Annotated in this window: 10 protein-coding genes; 3 read left to right on the top strand and 7 right to left on the bottom strand. The window is 39.8% G+C overall.

The window, feature by feature from the left end:
- Window positions 1-169: 169 nt before the first annotated feature.
- Entirely contained in the window at window positions 170-2095 is a 1926-nt protein-coding gene (locus AAG807_RS01790) for a hypothetical protein (RefSeq protein ID WP_341900241.1), read from the bottom strand.
- A 168-nt stretch (window positions 2096-2263) separates the two neighbouring features.
- Here AAG807_RS01790 and AAG807_RS01785 point away from each other — a divergent pair, with 168 nt between their 5' ends.
- Together AAG807_RS01785 and AAG807_RS01780 are read left to right on the top strand one after the other, a co-directional pair.
- Window positions 2264-5665 (top strand): SBBP repeat-containing protein, encoded by a 3402-nt coding sequence (locus tag AAG807_RS01785; protein WP_341900239.1) that lies wholly within the window; start codon window positions 2264-2266, stop codon window positions 5663-5665.
- Window positions 5666-6056: 391 nt separating this feature from the next.
- The gene (locus AAG807_RS01780) at window positions 6057-7499 is read left to right on the top strand and encodes an aldehyde dehydrogenase (protein WP_341900238.1); all 1443 of its coding nucleotides are present in this window, start codon (window positions 6057-6059) and stop codon (window positions 7497-7499) included.
- Window positions 7500-7559: 60 nt separating this feature from the next.
- Here AAG807_RS01780 and AAG807_RS01775 read toward each other — a convergent pair whose 3' ends face one another.
- The 6 genes from AAG807_RS01775 to AAG807_RS01750 form a co-directional block, all read right to left on the bottom strand.
- Window positions 7560-8906 carry a hypothetical protein gene (locus AAG807_RS01775; protein WP_341900237.1) on the bottom strand — a complete coding sequence of 449 codons (1347 nt, stop codon included), beginning with the start codon at window positions 8904-8906 and terminating at the stop codon, window positions 7560-7562.
- The gene (locus AAG807_RS01770) at window positions 8907-10802 is read right to left on the bottom strand and encodes a hypothetical protein (protein WP_341900236.1); all 1896 of its coding nucleotides are present in this window, start codon (window positions 10800-10802) and stop codon (window positions 8907-8909) included.
- Between the two features lie 133 nt (window positions 10803-10935).
- Complete coding sequence (locus AAG807_RS01765) at window positions 10936-11595, bottom strand: hypothetical protein (RefSeq protein WP_341900235.1); 660 nt, start codon at window positions 11593-11595, stop codon at window positions 10936-10938.
- Window positions 11596-11664: 69 nt separating this feature from the next.
- Window positions 11665-12558 carry an LD-carboxypeptidase gene (locus AAG807_RS01760; RefSeq protein ID WP_341900233.1) on the bottom strand — a complete coding sequence of 298 codons (894 nt, stop codon included), beginning with the start codon at window positions 12556-12558 and terminating at the stop codon, window positions 11665-11667.
- A 368-nt stretch (window positions 12559-12926) separates the two neighbouring features.
- On the bottom strand, window positions 12927-13634 hold the full coding sequence (locus AAG807_RS01755) for an anti-sigma factor (RefSeq protein ID WP_341900231.1): 708 nt from the start codon (window positions 13632-13634) through the stop codon (window positions 12927-12929).
- A gap of 143 nt (window positions 13635-13777) precedes the next feature.
- On the bottom strand, window positions 13778-14332 hold the full coding sequence (locus AAG807_RS01750; RefSeq protein WP_341900229.1) for a sigma-70 family RNA polymerase sigma factor: 555 nt from the start codon (window positions 14330-14332) through the stop codon (window positions 13778-13780).
- Between the two features lie 172 nt (window positions 14333-14504).
- Between AAG807_RS01750 and ileS the strand changes: the two genes are divergently transcribed.
- Complete coding sequence (gene ileS, locus AAG807_RS01745) at window positions 14505-17984, top strand: isoleucine--tRNA ligase (RefSeq protein ID WP_341900228.1); 3480 nt, start codon at window positions 14505-14507, stop codon at window positions 17982-17984.
- Window positions 17985-18046 lie beyond the last annotated feature (62 nt).

Here is an 18046-nt window from a genome sequence, read left to right as displayed (position 1 = left end):
TGGTTTTAGAAGCACTCAAGTAGAAAGAGAACTTGCAATAATTGTCCTTGGGATATTGGGATACGTGATCCATGAAAAATGCATGCTAATACATCTTGATTTTGAAAATAGGCTGTCCTATAAAATGGGAAAAAGATAGTTGAAAAAGTTAACGCCTTGATATTCTTTGTTAATAGCTTTTTATATAATCTTCCAATTTAACTTTGTCAGCTAAATTCATTTTCTGTTTTAAACGCATTTTGGACTTTTTAACGCTGCTTACTTGTATATTTAGAAGGCTTGAAATTTCTTTGTCAGAAAGGTTAAGCTTTGTCAAAGCTATGAGTCTGAAGTCCGTTTTTGATAAATTGCTATGTGCGGATTCGATTTTCTTTCGAAAATCAGGAAAAAGGAGCTGCAATTTAGAAATAAACTGAAGCCACTCATTTTCATCAGATGCAATTTTTGAAATTTCAACTTTAGACATTCCATCAATTTGATTCGATTTGATGTAACGGTCTAATTCCTTAATTAGATTGATTTTGTCGAGCAATTGAGTTTTTGTTGTTTCTAATTCGTTTTTAACAAAATCATTCTTCATTGTTTGCTTAGCTAGTTCTGATTCAGCGATGTTTATACTTAGTTTATTGATTTTATTTTTTTGTCGTGAAAGGAGAAAAAGGACAATCAATGAAATAAAAACAAAGAGAAGAATAATCAAGATTATTCGTGTTCGGCTTGCTTCAATTTGTAGTTCTTTTTTAATCAACAGATTTTTTTTCTTATTGAGTTCCGATTCATATTTTATATCTAACTCCTGAATATTCCCCAGAACATCTTTATTCATGATTTCCTTCAGTGTTTTTTGATATAATTTGTGGAATTTTAGTGCATTCGAAAAATCCTTCTTCTTTTCATAAACCTTATAAAGGTATTCATAGCAATAGGATAAATCTGCTGTTGAATTCATTGATTTGGCCAGAGCAAGTGCGTTATTGGACAATTTCAAGGCTTCTTCTAAATTTTCCCTTTCTAAGTAAAATTTACTGAGGTTCAATTTAACATGTAATATTCCTTTTTGATTATCACTTGCCGTAAAAACCCTTAGCGCATAGTTGTTGTAATAAAAGGAGGAATCCAATTCGTTTCTTTCCAAAAAAATATCTCCCAAATTTTGTGCAGAGTACCCTAATATTAACGAGTAATTGATTGATTTGGAAATTTGGAAAGCTTGTTGGTTATAGAACAAAGCCGAATCTATGTTTAGTTCTTTATAACTGTCTCCCAAATTATAATATGAATGGACTAGATGAATCGTATTGTTCGTTTTTTTTAAAAGCTGAACACTTTTTTTATAGTAGTAGATGGATCTTTTAATGTCTCCTTTAATGGAATAAACTTGTGCTGCATTTCCGAAAAAAGTTGATTTCCTATAATCGTCAGGCTGCAGTAATGTGGATGCTTTCATGTTGTAATACAATGAAGAATCATATTTTGCTTGGTACAAATAGATGCTGGAAAGCGCAAAATAATTAGACACTTTGAAGTCTACAGATTCCTCCTCATTATTTAGATTTTTGAGTATTCTGAAAGCAATTGATTTTGCATTTTCAAATGCACCTAAACCAATGTAATCATCGCAAGCGACTCTTAATAGTTTATTTTTTGAAAATTGATCGCCTTTGTTGAAATTAGACAAGCACTTAAAAATGAGTTTAAGCGAATGCTCATAATTTCCTTTTCGGTGTTGAATCAATGCTGATAATCGTACTATTTCATAGCAATCTTGAGTAGTAAGTTTGATCTTATTCTTTCTTACCGAATCAATATAGGCATTCGTTAAATCGTATTCACTAATATGTAAATTATACGCTGCGCAATTCAGATAATACCGATTCAAATATTTTTTTTGTTTTTTAAACGGATTCTGATTGCTTAATACTGTTTTTGCAGCGGCAGGATCTTTTGGTAAGAGATTATCAAACTTTTTGTCCAATATATCGAATGAAGATTGCCCTCGTACAAAAAATGACACAAAAAGGAAAATGGATATCGACAAGAGTTTTTTTGTGCTCTTATTATTTAATTTAAAGAAAGACCATACTGTCACTTCCACGTTGTCTTTGATTTTAGTCTACAAAAGTAAGCACAGATATATAAAGAATTAAGTTAAAAATGGTTTCTTGATGGTATAATTCTAGTTTTTATGGGATGTCTCCCTTTTGTCTAATTTATAACTGAAACATAGAAGTTTTTCTGTTCTAAGTTTGCAAAAAAATAAACTATGAAAAGATTCCGTTACTTATTGATCTTAGTTGTCTTTGGGCATTTTTCTTTTATAACACTTTCACAGGAAGTCCCTAAATCGGAGTTTTTATTGAATTCGATACAAACTGCCTTCGAAGAAAATAAAGGACAAGTTACCGGATCCGATGCTGATCAAGTAAAATACACCTTTAACAAAGGTGGGTTGAAACTGTTTTTATTAAAAACAGGGCTTGCGTACCAGTTTACAAAAATTCATCTTCCGGAAGGACAACATCCAACATCCAGGCACGATCATTTTCCGAATGGTAAACTCTATGCTGCGAATGACGAGAAATTCCGGACAGAAACCTACCGGATGGATTTGAAACTCATCAATGCCAATCAAAGCGCCAGAATTACGACTGAAGGGAAAAGCACTGAATTTGTGAATTATTACAACCATCAGGCGTTGGATGTTCATAGTTATACTAGGGTCATTTACCATGATATTTATCCGAATATTGACTGGGTCATTTATACAAAAAATGAAAGCGTGAAATATGATTTCATTGTGCATCCGGGTGGAGACCCAACACGCATTCAATTTGAATCTGTTTGGGCGGAAGAGATTCAACTTACCGCCGATGGAAGTTTGGTGCTGAGTAATAGAATGGGGAAAATTACAGAACAAACACCCGTCAGTTTTCAGAGAGGAAAAACAATTGGAACGCATTTTAACCTCAGCAATACTACTACCATAGGTTTCGATGTGGATAGTTATGATAAAACAATAGATTTAATCATTGACCCTACCATTGTTTGGGGTACTTATTATGGTGGTGAAGTGTACGATTATGCATATTCCGTCAAGGTTGATGATTCAGGGAATATATTTATAAGTGGTGAATCCAATTCGACTACTGCGATAGCCTCTGGGGGATACCAAAACACGTTAAATACGAATAGCACTGATGTTATGTTGGTTAAATTCAATTCATCAGGTGTGCGCCAATGGGCAACCTATCTCGGTGGGAATATGATTGACGATGCCTTTTCAAGTGCAATAGATCCTTCCGGGAATGTATATATCTGTGGAAGAGCGAATTCAAGTACAGGTATTGCATTTGCAGGACATCAAAATACACAAGCTGGAAGTGAAGATGGATTTTTGGCTAAATTCAGTACCATAGGCTCATTGTTATGGTCAACGTACTATGGCGGATCAAATTTAGACCAATTAAAGGCCGTTGATACCGATGCACTAGGCAATGTATTTGTTGTTGGGTTTACACTGTCAACCTCTGATATTGCGACCGTAGGGTCTGATCAACCTACGTATGGAGGTGGTTTTTTAGATGCGTTTATTGTAAAGTTTAATGCCGATGGTATTCGTCAATGGGCTACCTATTATGGAGGTTCCGGCATGGATCGTGGGCTTACCTGCAATGTTGATATTAATGGAGATGTATATGTTGGTGGATTCACAGTGTCAACAAATGGAATTTCATCAGGAGGATTTCAAAACACCTATGGTGGTGGCGGTACTGATGGGTATCTGGCTAAATTCAATACAAATGGTGTCAGAATTTGGGCAACTTATTATGGGGGCTCATCTGATGAATCAGTTGAAACGTGTACTACCGATCTTTCAGGAAATGTGTTTATCGGAGGGAGTACCCAGTCCACTAGTGGAATCGCATCAAGTGGTTTCCAGAATACGATCACGTCAGGTTCGGAGGACGCCTTTCTTGCTAAGTTTGATAGCAATGGCCAACGACTTTGGGGAACTTACTATGGCGGTTCCGCAGTTGATATAGCAAATAGTTGTGTAACGGATGATTTGGGCAATTGCTATTTAACAGGTACCACTTCTTCAAGCACGGGAATAGCATCAATGGGAATGCAGAATACCCATTCGGGAGATCGGGATGGTATGATAGTGAAATTTGATCCCAATGGAACCCGTTTATGGGGAAGTTACCTCGGAGGAACTAGTTATGATGAAATTCTTGGTGGTACAGTTGATTTGAATAACAATATCTATATCTGTGGTTATTCCAACTCCTTAGCAGGTATCGCAACCGGTGGCACGCACCAAACTTCGCGAAACGTAGGTCCGGACGCCTTTTTAGTTAAAATAAACGATATAACACCCTGCACACCAACTATCAGTATAACTAGTGCGCAAGGAGCAACAATCTGTTCAGGAACCTCGGTTGATTTTACTGCTGCCATTACCAACGGAGGAGGCACCCCGATCTACCAATGGAAAAAGAATGGCGTTAACGTAGGTTCAAACTCATCCGTATTTTCTACAAGTTCTCTAACCAGTGGCGATGTGATTACCTGCGAATTGACAAGCAACGCCGCTTGTGCCACTCCTGCAAGTGTATTGAGTTCGGGTATTACCATGACGGTCAATCCGACTGTTGTACCGACTATTTCGATTACGAGTGTGCAAGGAGCAACAATCTGTTCAGGAACCTCGGTTGATTTTACTGCTGCCATCACCAATGGAGGAGGCACCCCGACTTACCAATGGAAAAAGAATGGCGTTAACGTAGGTTCAAATTCATCGGTATTTTCGACAAGTTCCCTGACCAGTGGCGATGTGATTATGTGCGAATTGACGAGTAACGCCGCTTGTGCCACTCCTGCAAGTGTATTGAGTTCGGGCATTACCATGACGGTCAATTCAACTGTGGTACCGACTATTTCGATTACAAGTGCACAAGGAACAACAATCTGTTCAGGAACCTCGGTTGATTTTTCTGCGACGATCGCCAATGGAGGAGGCACCTCGACTTACCAATGGAAAAAGAATGGCGTTAACGTAGGTTCAAACTCATCCGTATTTTCTACGAGTTCTCTAACCAGCGGCGATGTGATTACCTGTGAATTGACAAGCAATGCTACTTGTGCAAGTAGCACAACTGCATTAAGCTCAGGAATTTCAATGACTGTAAATATTGCGCTTAATGTAACCGTTTCAGTCAATGGAATAACACTTACCTCCAATCAAATTGGGGCTAGTTATCAATGGATTGATTGCGATGGGATGAACCAAGCTATACCTGGAGCTACTGCGGAATCCTATACACCAACCAGTAATGGAAGCTATTCGGTAGTTGTTTCATTTAGTAATACTTGTGTAGATACCTCAGACTGTATAGTAATCAATACCCTTGGTTTAAAAGAACAAGATTTGGAGAATGAACTAGAAGTATATCCCAACCCAAGTCAAGGCGTTTTCTTTATAGCATCAAGAAGAGCTATTAAAGCAATTATTATCGATGGGTTAGGTAAAGTAATTACCAACATCGATTTGAAAAAGGGCACCAATCAGATTGATTTAAGCACGCAGGCTAGAGGAGTCTATTACATCCAACTGGATGCAAGTTCTCAACATCAAAAGGTTCAACTAATTATTAATAATTAGAAATGAAAGGCATGAAAAAACACTTTTTCATGCCTTTCATTGTTATGGTCGTTATAGCTTGTAAAAAAGTGTATGCTTGTAGTTGCTCAGTTGGTTGATGAGCTAACAAAAAAGGAACTGTAGAAAAGTCACAATATTCGGAAGTTCATGCATGCTTTTAAAGCTATATATTGATTTTTTAAGGGACCAAAATAAAGGATGATTCGATTCTTTTGTGTTTCGACATTCAAAATAAGTGCTGCTCTTTCTGACCTTACGAACTGTATAAAACTTGTTTTTATTGAACAATTAGATTTGAATTTTAAAGAGTTTGTTGATTCAGTCCTCTCACAATAATTCTGTCTTTAAAAGCGATAGCTTTTGCTTATCTTTGTTCTAGAAAAATGAAACTATGATACGCATTCAGAACTTTATCAATGGCGAATTGCTTGCACCTGTCAAAGGTCAGTACATCGATAATTACGAACCTGCAACAGGTAAGGTTTATGGTGAAATTCCGAATTCTACAGAAGAGGATGTTGAGTTGGCAGTGATAGCTGCTGAGAAAGCATTTCCGATTTGGTCGAACATGACAAATGAAGAGCGCGGAGCAATCATGATGCGGATCAGTTTGGGAATCGAAAAGCGCATGGATGAATTTGTTGCTGCAGAATCACGCGACAATGGGAAACCACTTTCATTGGCGGCACACGTGGATATTCCTCGTGCGGTTTCAAACTTTCATTTTTTCGCAACAGCTGTTGAACACTTTGCTTCCGAATCTCATTACATGGAAGGAATGGGAATCAATTATACTACCCGCAAACCAATTGGAGTTGTTGGGTGTATTTCACCATGGAATTTGCCTTTATACCTTTTTTCCTGGAAAATTGCTCCGGCACTTGCTTCAGGAAATTGTGTCATTGCAAAACCTTCTGAAATTACTCCATATACAGCATATCTCTTGAGTGAAGTGGTGAAAGAAAGCGGAATGCCTGCCGGAGTATTGAATATTGTTCACGGTTTGGGTCAATATGCAGGTGATGCCATTGTGAAACACCCGAAAATTAAGGCAATCTCGTTTACCGGAGGGACCAAGACAGGAGAATACATTGCGCGGACTGCCGGACCGATGTTCAAGAAATTGTCGTTGGAATTGGGAGGAAAAAACCCGAACATCATTTTTGCAGATTGTGATTTTGACGAAATGATCAAAACGACCGTTCGGTCATCTTTTTCAAACCAAGGTCAGATTTGCCTTTGCGGTTCACGGATCTTCATCGAGCGCAGTATTTACGACAAATTCAAGACGGCTTTTATTGAACGGGTGGAGAAACTGACAGTTTCCAATCCTAAGGATCCGAACGCGAAAATGGGAGCTGTTGTTTCCAAACCGCACATGGAAAAAGTGCTTTCTTACATTGAACTGGCAAAAGAGGAAGGCGGAACGATTTTGACCGGCGGCCATCGGGTGTATCTGGAAGTTCCGTATGACGACGGATATTACCTTGCTCCAACTGTAATAGAAGGTCTTTCTTACGATTGCAGAACGAATCAGGAGGAGATTTTTGGTCCGGTGGTGACATTGACCCCTTTTGACACCGAAGAAGAGGTGCTTATGATGGCGAATAGTACACAATATGGACTCAGTGCTACTATTTGGACATCCGACTTGAAAAGAGCGCACAGAACGGCGGATAAAGTGCAAGCAGGAATTGTTTGGATCAACTCGTGGTTGGTTCGTGACTTAAGAACTCCTTTCGGTGGTGTTAAAGCATCCGGAGTCGGAAGAGAAGGGGGTTGGGAAGCATTGCGCTTTTTCACCGAAGCGAAGAATGTGTTTATTCCGTATTAATTACGAATTACGTACAAATGCTTTTTTCTAAATAAGAAAGGTGACTGAGCGTAGTCGAAGTTACCTTCTGAATTTCCCCCTTTTCAGGAAACTCGCCACTTGAAATTCCAGCGAGCCGTATACTTCTTTTTTCTTCAAAGAATCGATGTGGAATAAGATATCTGTTCCTTTATAATTCCACAGACCATTGCAAGACGAACCTGTCGTCACTTTCGGAGATCTTCCGGCAGTATATGCACTAATGGTTTTTGGAAGGATATTTAACGATAAAGGCGGAGAAAACAGGAAGTGGTAGTGCTTTCCTTGTTTTGTGACAATTCCTTTTGAAAAGAGCGCAGAAACCAATTTGTTCCCACTTTCGTTTACAGAAAACAACATGGAATAAGCTGGTACAGCAACCTGATTGGTTTTCCGGATTTCTATGGGTTCAAAGTTTTCATCGTAGCTCATTTCCACGACTTCTTCGTTGATTAGTTGCGTTCCTCCTTCCTGGAAGGACAAATCGCCTTCCCAAGCCTCGAAAAAAGTGGTTGTGGGAAAACTGACCTTTTGTCCAAGTGCCACAATCCATTTGTAAAGCGGGTCGTTTGGATTTTTCTTGAACTCTGTGATATCCAAATGAATTTCCAGTGCTTTCGTAGAGAATTTACTTCGTTCAAAAGTAGATCCTGCTTTCTTCTCCTTTATTTTCAGTCTTTTGGGAGAATGCAGGTAGGTCTTTAATTTAATATTTAACGAGTCGCTGTCATGAGCAAACATCGCATAATCAAACCCAAATTTCTTAAGCCTTGGAGAGTTTGAATAGAGTACGATATCCTCCTCTTTAAAAACCGGATTTTTCAGGAATTTTTCCCAGGAATTTTCAATGTCCCCTTCGTGTGCAAAAATGGCTTTTCCAAGTCTGCGCTTGATTTTTGAACCTTTATAAACCAGCAAATAGTTTTTGTCGTAGAAAATGTAAAGTCCCAAATCTTTGATCTTCTTCACTTTCCGGTTGTAAATGATGGTGTCCGAAATGTGGATGTACTGTTCCAGGCGATTCAATCCATTCTGGATCTTTGAGCTGTCGTTCACCGTGACAAACGTTCCCCATTCGTCCTTCCCATTGGAAAAGAAATAACCCGTGCTTTGGATATCGATTCCAATTCCTTTTGCTTGTCCAAGGATAAAATCATAGGTCATGTATTCCCTGAATGGAACTTTGTTCTTGAACATCATCGAATTCGTTTCCCGTGCGATGTCCAACAGATTGTATCTGCCGACAATTTCGCTTTCAGGTAGACGATCGAGAAGGGATGGTGGCGGATCCGGTGCAAACAGACGCGGACGGATGTATAGGAATAAAGCCAATGCTGCGCACAGCAATGCAATTAACATGACTTTATTTCCAACCCCTTCCGTTCTCATTTAACGTGTTGTTGATACCAAATATGCTGTGTTTACTAAATCCAACAGGTATTTCCCGGCATTGTCAAAAGCACCATCAAACGTGTAAGTCAGATTGTAGGTTGTTTTTTGACTGGTTGTTTTGGAAGAAATGACTTCGACCTCTCCCTTTTTACCTTTCATGGAAGCCAATACATCAAAACGGTGGTCGGTTAGAATGGATTCAGGTAAACGGCTGATCATGTCCCCCAAATTCATATACCCATAGATTGAACCGCTTTTAGCTGCGTTTTTAGCTTGTTTTCCTGAAATTGCTTCTAAACCGTATCCATTGGAATGATTCTTCGCCAAATCCTCGTCATTGGTGAAGATGAACAAACCATTCTTATTGATCATATACAAGGGAACGGAATTCAGGATCGCCTCTTCATAAACCCAGTAATCACCCATGTTCTTGAACTGGGAAGTGATTCGGGACATGTGTTTCAGGATTTTGTTCGGAATATCCGGACGACCGGTTGTAAATCCTAAGGTAAAGATTGGCATGTCTTCCTCTGCCTCAATTTCCTTTTCGCCGTATTCAAAAGTCTCTTCGTCATAAAAGAACTCAATGCGTTTTGTTTTCACACGTTTGATTCCATTGAATGTGCCGAACATACTTCCTTTATAAGTATTGAAAAGCTCATCGGTATTGACAAAGTCATTCAACAATTCGATTGTCAATACGTTGGCAGAAATGCGTGCATTCTTTTCCTCGCTTAAGATTGGCATGATCACCTCATATGCTTTTTCGTATCCTTTTTTCAAGTCGATTGCATAGGTAAAGAAGCCGGTATTGTTTTTCGGGATGTATTTCAATACGTTTTTGTCAAACTTGGCACTGTTTAATTCCTGGTAAATGCTTCCCAATCCTTCGCCATAGTATGCTTCGACTTTCAAATCAATGGATTTTTGATTGAGTACGATATCACCTAACATCACATTCCCGGTGTATAATTCGTTCAGATCACGGTATAAATCCGGGAACATTGCCTGCAAGTAGAATAAGCTGTTTGTGTTTTTAAAATTGCGGCTGTTATCCAAATAGAAAATACCGTCTGAAGTATGTGTCAATTGTGCTGCCAATCTGGAATCCACTGCTTTTAGATTCACCTTTTTCACGAAAAGCTCTTCTGTGATGATGAACAAACGTTTACGTGAATATTCGGACTCAATACTGTCGCGCAATTCGTAATAATTTTTGAATAGGTCGTTGATTTCATCAACAGCAACCGGAGTTTCGTCCACCTCTTCTTCAATGATTTCCACTTCATCACCGTCTTCGTTCAGAGCCGGATCATCATCCATCAATTCTTCCTCATCATACGTGTCCATTTGTTCCTCATCGTAGTATTCGTCTTCCGTCCATGGAAGCTCAAATCCTCTGGAAGTCCAGATGGAATCCGTTATTTCAGTCAGTTTATCCTGATCTGTATCTACACGAATCAATAATCCGACATTTCCCTGGATCATCAAATGATTGAAGTAGTTGTTGTAGTATTCCGTTCCGGGAACCAGACTTTCCTTGCGGTCAAAATCGTCAAAAACGCTGAACAATTTCTCCTTGTCCGTGATTCCGAATGTGAAACCCGAAATTTCGAATTCCGGATTCTTTCCATAGAAAATATTCATTTTCTGGTTGAAGTCAATTCCGGCATCCTTGAGTGTTTTCCCTTGTGTGGAACCATCAAATAATTCGGACTGCAATTCAGTCATGAAATCGTATGAAACCAATTCATCCATGGATACTTTCTGAAGAATGGAAATGTTGTTCAGACTAAAGACTGTAACTGCATCTTTAGGAATAACATCTTCTGATTTCTGTCCCCATGAAATTGCTCCCAAAAGGGTGATCGGAATTAAGATTTTAATTTTCATAAATGAATGAATGAACGGATTCTACACGAAAGTAAAATCATTTTTTGAATTGGATGTGCTATTTCGTTTATCAACCAGTATTTGGTTGATAACTTGTGTTAAAATGAATCCCTTTTTGATTAATCTACGGAAATCAATAGGAAACAATAATCGTATTTCTAAGAATGGATGGATTTGTAGCAACTGAATAAGTGTTCGATTCGATTAAAGCGGCCATTTTACTTGGAGAGATCCGTGCTTGGGTATTGTCACATTTAACAATCGGTTTATCGAATCTGGAAACGGCTATATATTTCCCCTTTTTCAGATTTTCCTGGTCTTCGGCTTTCATTTTATGAATCACACTTTGGAAACTCGGAACGATGCGGGTGAGTGTTTTTCCGTCCCAGCTTAGCCAGCTTTCATCCAATGCCGGATCATTTTTATCCTTACTCTCTTCCTTTACGATCTCCCGGATTCCATTTTGCAAGGCAACTACGTTTTCAAAGTCACACGAAATGGTGAAAATGAAGTCGTTGTAGTTCGATTCCACCTTTACATTTGAAATTCCTTGTTTTTCCTCGAGCTTATTGCGGTAATATTCTATTTTTTCCTTGATTTCCGGAAGTTTTGGAATCCGCCTTCCATCTACGCTGTCAAGTGCCAGGATCGAATTGATCTTTACCTTGCTTGCACTCATATTGATGGTGTAGCGGTATTTCCCGGTTCCGTCCATATGAATGGTAATATCATCAAATAAATCTACACAAGAAGAAAGTGTAAGAACTAGAAAACCAATTAGAAAAATTCGCATAAGTCAATTTCAGGTACAAAAGTACGGAACAGGATGAATCAAAAACAATACCAGAAGAAGAAATATCAATTATTGTAGGAAAGAATTTTCGTTTTCCGTCACGGTAAAAGTGGCTGAGCGACCACAAATAAATGCGCGATTGTCCGAAATATGACCTACAGGAGCATCAAATGCGATTGGAAATGAACGATAATTCGCGTGTTCCAAAATGAGCTCTTCAACTGTCCATTCCGTTGGAGTTGCGGTGTCTTTCATATCGGTCATTCCACCGACTATTAATGCTGCAATGCGATCAAATACACCGGCAAGGCGGAAAGCCCAAAGCATTCGGTCGAGATGGTAAACCTGTTCGCCGATATCTTCGATGAATAGAATGGCGTTTTCGTAATTCGGGGAATAGGGTGTTCCGAGCAAAGAATAGAGAATGGATAAATTTCCACCAACTACATTTCCAGTTGCCGTTCCCGGTTTATTGGAGGGATTTGCTTTCCAACGGTATTCGTTCGGTTTTCCGCTCAATACGTTCAGAATGGATTCCAACGATTCTTTCGAGTTTTCCCGGAAGTTGAGCGGCATGGTGGAATGTGCGCTTTCAATTCCCAACCTCAATCCCAGGCAATGAAAGTTGGTAATGTCTGAAAATCCCAGGATCCACTTGGGTTCGCGTAACAGATTTGCCCAATTCACCAGGTCAAACAAACGGATTGCACCATAACCACCCCGATTGCAAATAATTGCTTTCACATCCGGATGATCGACCGCCCATTGCAAGTCACTCGCGCGATCTGAATCTGTTCCGGAAAAATAACGGTATTCGTTTGAAGCATTTGAACCTACAAGCACCTTGAAACCTTGATTTTCAAAGTACTTCTTTGCAAATTCAATGTGTGTCACTTCGATCGCCTTTGCAGGAGATACCAATGCTATTGTGTCACCGGGAACCAATTGAGGAGGACGAATCATGCGCTAAAATTAATTCAAAAGGATGAATGAAAAATATAAAAAATACGTAGGGGCGCGATTAATCGGAGTATATGTATTATTCGCACCCAAACCTTTTCGAGGATACCAAAACAATTATTTTACCGCAAATGCACAAATGTTTGAGGCGCTTACCAGTCGCCTCCGCCTCTCATAAATAGTATTACTAATTGCTTATTTGGTTCAAAAGCGAGTGCGGTGCGCCTATGCTGAAGCTTCAGCGTAAGCATTAGCCGAGCCATTAATTTGTGCATTTGTGGGAGAAAATAAGAATGGGTGTCATCCCGATAGCTATCGGGAGTGATTAATTCCCGATTAATCGCGCCCCTACTATCTATTTCTACTATCTATTAAGCGTTAATCGCTCCCATTACCACCATGTTTTCCATAGTTGGAGTTGGGCTACCACCCATTTTTTCCAATGTGATTGCAAATGCTGTAATGTTTTGAGCATTTACATCGAATGGTTCAGTCATTTGTTCCACTTCATCGTAAGTGAAAACACCTACAGAAACAGGTTTTCCATCTGCGATCACCCACAACTGATATTGCATGTTTGCAGGAGGAGGAGTGATTTTATCCGCATGCATCACTGCTTTCTTCATTCCTGTACTCCACATTACTTTTACAGCAGCTTCAGGTTCCATTTCGGTACCTTTCAGCATGACTGTCCGTGTGCTTTGTTCAGCAAGAACTTCTTGTACGGTTTGCAAGTGATCTTTTTCCAAAACCATGGCTTGTAGTACCTGACTATCTTCCAGATGTTTTTTTTCCATGGAAGCCAAAGAAGAATCCAGGCGTTTCACTTCCTGATTGGAAATGAACCAAAGTGATCCGATTCCAATGGTAAGGATCAATGAAGCAGCAGCCATCATTTTCCACATCGGACTTACTCCTGTAATTTCCGGAGTAGGTTTCATGGAAATGATTTTCGCTTCTTGCTTGCTTGCTTCAGGTCCCCGATAGCTATCGGGATTATCTTGAGGTGTTTCGGAGATCGTCTTTAAAATAGATGCACGAATGGCTGAATCCGGAGCCACCGCACTTTCAAGCATCATTTCTTCGCAACTTTTTTGTATGCGAATAAACTCGGCTTGAATTTCTGGGTATATCTTGGAAAGACACGCAACCTCCTGAACTTCCTGTGGGGAAGCGAGACCGAGTGTTACCGACTCCAAAATTCCTGACGCTATGTATTCGTTTATATCCACAATATCAATAATGTAAACCATTTTCTTAACTCCGCCATGGCCATGCGCGAACGGGTTTTCACAGTTCCGAGCGGAATATCCAACTCATCTGCTACTTCTTGTTGCGTGTACCCCTTGAAGTATAAGTATTCAATCATTGTTTGTTGTTCAACCGGAAGGCTATCTACCAATTGTCTTAAACCGATAGTGCTCACATTCTGTTGAACTGTTACAGAGCTATTTACGGTGGTTTCCAGAATTTGGATTTCGGACTTACCTTCTTTTTTTAATTTTCTTAATGCATCAATGGATGTATTCCTTGCTATATTGAGCATCCAGGTGAAAAAACTACCTTTCGTATCATCATACATCCGGATGTTTTTCCAAACCTTGATGAAGGTATCCTGAAGAACATCCTGGGCAATGGCTTCGTCATTAATGAATCTACCAATTACCCCATTAATCGCTCCACAGTAACGATCATAGACTTCCGCAAAAGCTTTCTGATCACCTGCTTTTACTTTAGCTACTAAAGCATTAATTTCTATGTTATTCAATGAATCCAACACAGCGAATTTAAGGAATTAAATTAATTCAAAATTCAAAATGAAAAATTAGGAAGAAACAAGGTTTTGAATTTTGCGTTTTTCATTTTGAAATCCCCTTTAGGCTCTCAATCCTTTTTATTAAATTTGCAGTCTTTTTTAGAAGACCTAAAATTATTTAATACACAGACCAATGAGTCGTAAATACGAAGAATATCAAGGACTAAATTTGCCCAATGTGGCGCAAGCAGTTCTTGAAAAGTGGAAAAATGAACGCGTTTTTGAAGCTTCCATCGCTACACGTGAAGGGGCGGAGCCGTTTGTTTTCTTTGAAGGGCCGCCATCAGCGAATGGTTTGCCGGGAATTCACCACGTTATGGCTCGTTCGATTAAAGATATTTTTTGTCGCTACCAAACCTTGAAGGGAAAACAGGTGAAGCGCAAGGCCGGATGGGATACGCATGGTTTGCCTGTAGAATTAGGTGTTGAAAAGGAACTGGGAATTACAAAAGAAGATATCGGGAAGAAAATCTCGGTGGAAGATTATAACAAAGCCTGTCGTGAAGCGGTAATGCGCTACACGGATATTTGGAACCGATTGACGGAAGAAATGGGTTATTGGGTGGATATGGAAGATCCGTATATCACTTATGAACCGAAATACATGGAATCTGTTTGGTGGTTACTGGGTCAGTTGTATGAGAAAAACCTATTGTACAAAGGATACACGATCCAACCGTATTCGCCTATGGCAGGAACCGGACTTTCATCTCATGAGTTGAACCAACCGGGTTGTTACCGTGATGTGAAGGATACGACGGTTGTTGCACAATTCAAGATATTGGAGAATCAAAAATTACCGTTCCATGACAATGTAGGTGCGCGACGCATCGCGTACCTACTTGCATGGACCACAACTCCGTGGACACTTTCTTCAAACACTGCATTATGTGTTGGACCGAATATTGAATACGTATTGGTTTCAACATTTAATCCGTACACTTTTGAACCCGTTCAAGTTGTTTTGGCGAAGGATTTGCTTTCTGCTCATTTTGGAAAAGGATTCTTGCAAGTTGAAACAGAAAACGAATTGGATAACTACGAACAAGGAGCTAAGCAAATTCCATTTATCGTTCTTGGTTCTTGCAAAGGTTCGGACTTGGTCGGAATCCGTTACGAACAACTATTGCCGGGAGCTTTGCCTTTTGAAAATGCAGATCAGGCATTCCGTGTGATTTCAGGGGATTTTGTCACCACTTCAGATGGTACTGGAATTGTTCACATTGCGCCTACTTTCGGTGCGGATGATGCGCGCGTTGCAACTGAATCAGGTGTTCCAGCCATGTTGGTACTGGATGACAAAGGAATTCCGGTTCCATTGGTTGATTTGCGTGGTCGTTTCCGCAAGGAAGTTTCAGATTCCGTATTTGGTTTGGCCGGAGAATATGTGAAGGCAGATTACCTTACGGATGCTGAAACACAGGAGGAATTTGAAAAGCAAAAGAACAGCTTAAAAGCAATTATCCCGGATTTGAAAGCATACATGTCTGTTGACGAGCGTATCGCCTTGAAATTGAAAATTGAGAATAGAGCATTTAAGATCGAGAAATACGAACACAGTTATCCGCATTGTTGGAGAACAGATAAATCCGTTTTGTATTATCCGTTGGATTCCTGGTTCATCAAAGTGACTAATGTGAAGGAACGCATGATGGAATTGAATAATACCATCAACTGGAAGCCGGCTTCAACCGGAACAGGTCGTTTTGGCGAATGGCTGAAAAATGCGAATGATTGGAACTTGTCCCGTTCGCGTTATTGGGGAATTCCAATTCCAATTTGGTCCACTGAAGACGGAGATGAGCGGATCTGCATTTCGTCTGTTGAACAACTGAAAGCGGAATGCGATAAAGCTGTTGCTGCAGGATTGATGGTTGAAAACCCGATGAAGGCATTTACACCAAATGATTTCTCCAAAGAAAACTACGGACAAATCGATTTGCATAAAAACTATGTAGATGAAATTACCCTGATTTCACCTTCAGGAAAGCCGATGAAGCGCGAAAGTGATTTGATCGATGTGTGGTTTGATTCGGGTGCAATGCCGTATGCACAATGGCATTATCCGTTTGAAAACAAGGAATTGATTGACGATCGAAAAGCATACCCTGCTGATTTCATTGCAGAAGGAGTGGATCAGACACGCGGATGGTTCTATACATTGCATGCGATTGCTACGATGTGTTTTGATTCGGTGGCGTATAAAAATGTGGTTTCGAACGGATTGGTGCTTGACAAGAACGGACAGAAAATGTCCAAACGACTTGGAAATGCGGTAGATCCTTTCGAAACATTGTCGAAATACGGTCCGGATGCGACGCGCTGGTACATGATTACCAATGCACAGCCATGGGATAACCTGAAGTTTGATACAGAAGGAATTACAGAAGTTCAACGCAAGTTCTTCGGAACGCTTTACAATACTTATTCGTTCTTTGCCTTGTATGCGAATATCGATGGATTCAATTATTCAGAAGCAGAAATTGCTTTGAATGAAAGACCGGAGATTGACCGTTGGATCTTGTCGAAATTGAACTCATTGATTGCTCAGGTAGATGAGGCTTATGCTTCTTTCGAACCAACTAAAGCAGGGCGATTGATCCAGGATTTCGTTTCAGATCAGTTGTCGAACTGGTACGTGCGTTTGTGTCGTCGTCGTTTCTGGAAAGGGGATTACGAAGCGGATAAGATTTCTGCTTATCAAACGCTTTATACTTGTTTGGAAGCTGTTGCAATCATGGGTTCACCTATCGCACCGTTCTATTTGGATCAGTTGTTCTCTGATTTGAATGCGATTTCAGGTCGTCATGATGTGAATTCCGTGCATTTGGCATACTTCCCGAAATCGAATCCGGAATTGATCGATTTGGAATTGGAAGCACAGATGGAAATTGCTCAAAACGTTTCTTCCTTGGTTCTTGGACTTAGAGCAAAGGAGAAAATCCGTGTTCGCCAGCCATTGCAAAAGATCATGGTTCCGATTTTAGATAATCATTTCGCTGCAAATATCCAGCACGTTCAGGAATTGATCTTATCTGAGGTGAATGTGAAGGAATTGGAGTTGTTGGCTCACGAGAATAACGTGTTTGTGAAGTCAATCAAACCGAATTTTAAAACGATTGGTCCGAAATACGGAAAACAAATGAAAGCGATTGCTGCATTGGTTGGACAAATGGACCAGCATGGAATAGCTGAAATCGAGACGAATCAAGGCTGGACCGGAAACATTGATGGAGATGAGGTTGTTCTGGATATGAATGATTTCGAAATCCGCGCGGAAGATATTCCGGGATGGTTGGTTGCTTCTGAAAACGGATTGACCGTAGCACTGGATAGCAGTATTTCTGAAACGCTTCGCATGGAAGGTGTAGCAAGGGAATTGGTCAATCGCATCCAGAATTTGCGTAAAGATTCAGGCTTAGAGGTTACGGACAAAATTCGATTGACACTCAAATCTTCCGAATTCATCCAATTGGCCGCAGAAGCGAATAAGCAATTTATTTGTGATGAAGTGCTGGCAACCGATTTGAAGATTACTGCAGAAAGTTTTGAAGGTCTTTCAACGGATATCGAAGAAGAAGCGGATACGTTGATCAAAGTAGAAAAGGTTTAATATATTTGTTAGCTGGGAGAAGACTATATGATATTGGTTTTCTCCCAACTTAGTTGAAATCA

The organism is Fluviicola taffensis DSM 16823, from assembly GCF_943372375.1.
Taxonomy (GTDB): domain Bacteria; phylum Bacteroidota; class Bacteroidia; order Flavobacteriales_D; family Crocinitomicaceae; genus Fluviicola; species Fluviicola taffensis_A.
This window is presented reverse-complemented; position numbering and strand designations above follow the sequence as displayed.

Bases quoted from the DNA above. Each gene is read 5' to 3' on its own strand.
- AAG807_RS01785 (WP_341900239.1), top strand. From the start codon at position 2,264: ATGAAAAGATTCCGTTACTTATTGATCTTAGTTGTCTTTGGGCATTTT.
- AAG807_RS01780 (WP_341900238.1), top strand. From the start codon at position 6,057: ATGATACGCATTCAGAACTTTATCAATGGCGAATTGCTTGCACCTGTC.
- AAG807_RS01775 (WP_341900237.1), bottom strand. From the start codon at position 8,906: ATGAGAACGGAAGGGGTTGGAAATAAAGTCATGTTAATTGCATTGCTG.
- AAG807_RS01770 (WP_341900236.1), bottom strand. From the start codon at position 10,802: ATGAAAATTAAAATCTTAATTCCGATCACCCTTTTGGGAGCAATTTCA.
- AAG807_RS01765 (WP_341900235.1), bottom strand. From the start codon at position 11,595: ATGCGAATTTTTCTAATTGGTTTTCTAGTTCTTACACTTTCTTCTTGT.
- AAG807_RS01760 (WP_341900233.1), bottom strand. From the start codon at position 12,558: ATGATTCGTCCTCCTCAATTGGTTCCCGGTGACACAATAGCATTGGTA.
- AAG807_RS01755 (WP_341900231.1), bottom strand. From the start codon at position 13,634: ATGATGCTTGAAAGTGCGGTGGCTCCGGATTCAGCCATTCGTGCATCT.
- ileS (WP_341900228.1), top strand. From the start codon at position 14,505: ATGAGTCGTAAATACGAAGAATATCAAGGACTAAATTTGCCCAATGTG.